The 3349-nt window shown below is 63.6% G+C and carries 3 protein-coding genes; 2 read left to right on the top strand and 1 reads right to left on the bottom strand.

All coding sequences use genetic code 11. From position 1 onward, the window contains the following. The first annotated feature begins 125 nt into the window (after positions 1 to 125). Both EOA86_RS27570 and EOA86_RS27565 read left to right on the top strand, forming a co-directional pair. Positions 126 to 854, top strand: a complete 729-nt coding sequence (locus tag EOA86_RS27570; protein ID WP_128344566.1) for an AzlC family ABC transporter permease — start codon at positions 126 to 128, stop codon at positions 852 to 854. After that, the gene (locus EOA86_RS27565; protein ID WP_127208099.1) at positions 851 to 1147 is read left to right on the top strand and encodes an AzlD family protein; all 297 of its coding nucleotides are present in this window, start codon (positions 851 to 853) and stop codon (positions 1145 to 1147) included. Before EOA86_RS27570 ends, EOA86_RS27565 begins: the two co-directional genes overlap by 4 nt. Before the next feature lie 29 nt (positions 1148 to 1176). On the opposite strand, the gene EOA86_RS27560 is transcribed toward EOA86_RS27565, so the two are convergent. Then, the gene (locus EOA86_RS27560) at positions 1177 to 3021 is read right to left on the bottom strand and encodes an aminopeptidase P family protein (protein WP_128344565.1); all 1845 of its coding nucleotides are present in this window, start codon (positions 3019 to 3021) and stop codon (positions 1177 to 1179) included. Between the last annotated feature and the right edge of the window lie 328 nt (positions 3022 to 3349).

Below are 3349 nucleotides of genomic sequence, written 5' to 3'. Positions count from 1 at the left end.
CCCTACATACGGCCTTTCCCGCATCGGCCCGAACTCGGGATCGATTTTCGGATGAGCCGATGCGTGGATTCAAAGCGTTAGAGCGTTCGCGTCCACAGGACGAGCGGCGCTCTAAGGAGTGGCTGATGTCGGCGGAAGCAATCCCCGAAAACGGTGCGAAGAGCGAATTCTGGCAAGGCGTGCGGCTCTCGATGCCTGTCGTGGTGGCGTCGGCGCCGTTTGCGCTGCTGTTCGGCGCTATCGCCGTCGACAACGGTTTTTCGGTGCTGGAAGCCTTCCTGATGAGTGCCATGGTTTTCGGTGGCGCCAGCCAGATGGTCGGCATCGAATTGTTCGGGCAGCATGTCGCGCCATGGCTGATCGTGCTGTCGATCTTCGCCGTGAATTTCCGCCATGTGCTTTACTCGGCGGGCATCGGCCGGCGCATCGCACATTGGCCGCTGGTGCAACAGGCTGTCGGCTATTTCATCCTGACCGATCCGCAGTTCGCGGTGGCTGAGCGCAAGGCGGAGGCCGGCGAAACCGTCGGCTTTGCCTGGTACATGGGGCTTGGCCTCCCGGTCTATGTGTTCTGGGTGACCGAAAGCGCGCTTGGCGCGGTGTTCGGCAAGCTCATTCCCGATACACATGCGCTGGGCATCGATTTCCTGCTGCCGATCTATTTTCTCGGACTGGTCATGAGCTTTCGCAAACGGCCGCTGTGGCTGCCGGTGGTCGTCGCCAGCGCCGCTGCCTCCATCATCGCCTACAAGACGGTAGGCTCGCCCTGGCACGTCTCCATCGGCGCCGTGGCCGGCGTGCTGCTCGCGGTCATCCTGCCGCCGCACCACAGCGGTGTGGAGGCGCGGCCATGAGCACGACTTTATGGATCATCGTCGCCGGTGCGATCGCGACCTATCTCACCCGCATCGGCGGACATCTGGTGATCTCGCGCTTCGAAAGCATCCATCCGCGCGTCGAGGCCGGGCTGAACGCCGTGCCGGCGGCGGTGCTGACTACGCTGGTGGCGCCGGCGGCACTGGGCGCCGGGCCGGCGGAATGGGCGGCTCTGATCGTCGCCGGGCTGGTCTCGCTGCGCGGCGGGCTGATGGCGATGTTTTTGGCCGGCGCCGCCGTGCTGGTCCTCGCCCGGCAGTTCGTCGGGTAGACGAAACCTGCCCACCGCCGCTCCGAGAATCAAATCTTCTGGTCGTGCGGCAGCGGGGCGGTTGCCTTTTCCAGCCAGGCCAGCGTCTCGCCGTCGAGCATTGGTCCGATCTCGGCCAGCACGCGCGCGTGGTATATGTCGAGCCAATGTAGCTCGTCGCGCGTCAATAGGTCGGATCGCACCAGCCTGACGTCGATAGGCGCCAGCGTCAGTGTCTCGAAGCCGTGCATGGCGATGTCGCCGCCCTCTATCGGCTCGGCCGGCGTCACCAGGACGAGATTCTCGATGCGGATGCCGTAAGAGCCTTCCTTGTAGTAGCCCGGCTCGTTGGAGACGATCATGCCTGCCAGCAGCTTTTCGGTGCCGGTCCTGGCGATGCGCTGCGGGCCCTCGTGCACTGCCAGATAGGAGCCGACGCCGTGGCCTGTGCCATGGGCGAAATCGCAACCGTGTTTCCATAGAGCCAGGCGCGCCACAGCATCGATCTCGGAGCCGCGCGTGCCCGGCGGAAAGCGCAGCATGGAAATGCCGATCATGCCTTTTAGCACCAATGTGAAGCGTTCGCGCATTTCCTCGGTCGGCTTGCCGATCGGCACGGTGCGGGTGATGTCGGTGGTGCCGTCCTGGTACTGCCCGCCGGAATCGAGCAGGAACAGCTCGCCAGACTGAAGCTTTCGGCTGGTGGCACGGGAGACACGGTAGTGCATGATGGCGCCGTTCGGACCGGCGCCCGAGATGGTGTCGAAGGAGAGGTCGCGCAGCGGCATCTGCGTTTCCTCGCCGGTGCTGCGGCGGCACTCCTCGAGCTTGGTGACGACTGCGATCTCGTCGAGCTTGCCAGGTTCCTGACGGTCGAGCCAGCAAAGCAGCTTGGCTACGGCGGCGCCATCGCGGCGATGCGCGGCGCGGGCGCCGTTGATCTCGGCCTGGTTTTTCGTCGCGCGTGGAATGCGGGCAGGATCAGGTGCAGTGATGACGGTGCCACCATTGTCCTCGACCAGCATTCTCAGTTTCTCCGCCGCCAGCACCGGGTCCAGCGCGATTCTTGCGCCACCCTTGGCCAATCCTGCGATCGCCGCTTCGAATTCACCGGGTTCGTGCAATTCGGCGAGCTGCGTCAGATAGGCCGCGACGGTCCGCGAAAACTTGCGCTGGTCCATGAAAAGCAGGTGCGACCCGTCGGCGGCGAGCACGGCGAAGCCGAGCGCCAGCGGCGTATGCGGCACGTCGCCGCCGCGGATGTCGAAGACCCAGGCGATGGAGGACGGGTCGGTCAGCACGGTATGGGTGGCGCCATCCTTGCCAATGGCCTCGGCCAGCCGTGCCAGCTTGTCCTTGGCCAGTTCGCCGGCAAACGCGATCGGATGGAGCTCGACCGGCGCCAGCGGTGGTTCGGGTTGGTCCTTCCAGATGGCATCGATTGGATTCCTCTCGAGCGGCACCAATGTCGCCCCCGATTTTTCGGCCGAAGCTTTCAGCGCCTTGACGTCGCCGATCGTCTGCAGCCACGGATCGAAGCCAAGCCGCACGCCCTTGCCGAGATTGTCCTTGATCCAGGTGGGGGGCGGATTGTCGACCAGGCTTTCGATCGAGAAGATGTCGAGATCGACCTCCTGGCGAACCTGCAGCGTGTAGCGCCCGTCGACGAACATGAAAGCACGGTCGCCGAGCACGATGGCGACGCCGGCCGAGCCGCTGAAGCCGGTCAGCCATTTTAGCCGCGCCGAGCGGTCGGCGACATATTCGCCCTGATGCTCGTCGGCACGAGGCACGATGAAGCCATCCAGCCCGTTGGCCGCAAGCCATTGACGGAGCAACGCAACACGCGGCTTGCCGACGGCGGGGTCGCCGGCGGAATCAAAGGTCTGGAACATATGGCCTCTCCTCGGATGTTGGTGCGACCGTAGCGCATGACCCCGAAAATCGGAATCGACTTTTGCTACGCCGATCGTCGGTCCGGAGAAAATCAGCGCAAGTCAGAGTGCTACAGCGTCAGCCGCCTCACAATCGGTGGGGCTTGGTCAGAGCATCGCTTTTGCGCATAGACGCCATGCAGAATCAGCGATTTTCAAATAGGTCAGCAGACCTTACGTTTTCGACGTGGAGGAACGAGTCTTATTGCCCTGCAAAGGAGACCATCATGTCCACGTTTTCAGCCAGACGCGGATTTTTCAGAAGCGCTGTGAATGCTCTCATCGAAGC

Origin of the sequence: Mesorhizobium sp. M5C.F.Ca.IN.020.32.2.1 (assembly GCF_004023105.1) — a bacterium.
Lineage (GTDB): Bacteria > Pseudomonadota > Alphaproteobacteria > Rhizobiales > Rhizobiaceae > Mesorhizobium > Mesorhizobium wenxiniae.
This window is presented reverse-complemented; position numbering and strand designations above follow the sequence as displayed.

Bases quoted from the DNA above. Each gene is read 5' to 3' on its own strand.
- EOA86_RS27570 (WP_128344566.1), top strand. From the start codon at position 126: ATGTCGGCGGAAGCAATCCCCGAAAACGGTGCGAAGAGCGAATTCTGG.
- EOA86_RS27565 (WP_127208099.1), top strand. From the start codon at position 851: ATGAGCACGACTTTATGGATCATCGTCGCCGGTGCGATCGCGACCTAT.
- EOA86_RS27560 (WP_128344565.1), bottom strand. From the start codon at position 3,021: ATGTTCCAGACCTTTGATTCCGCCGGCGACCCCGCCGTCGGCAAGCCG.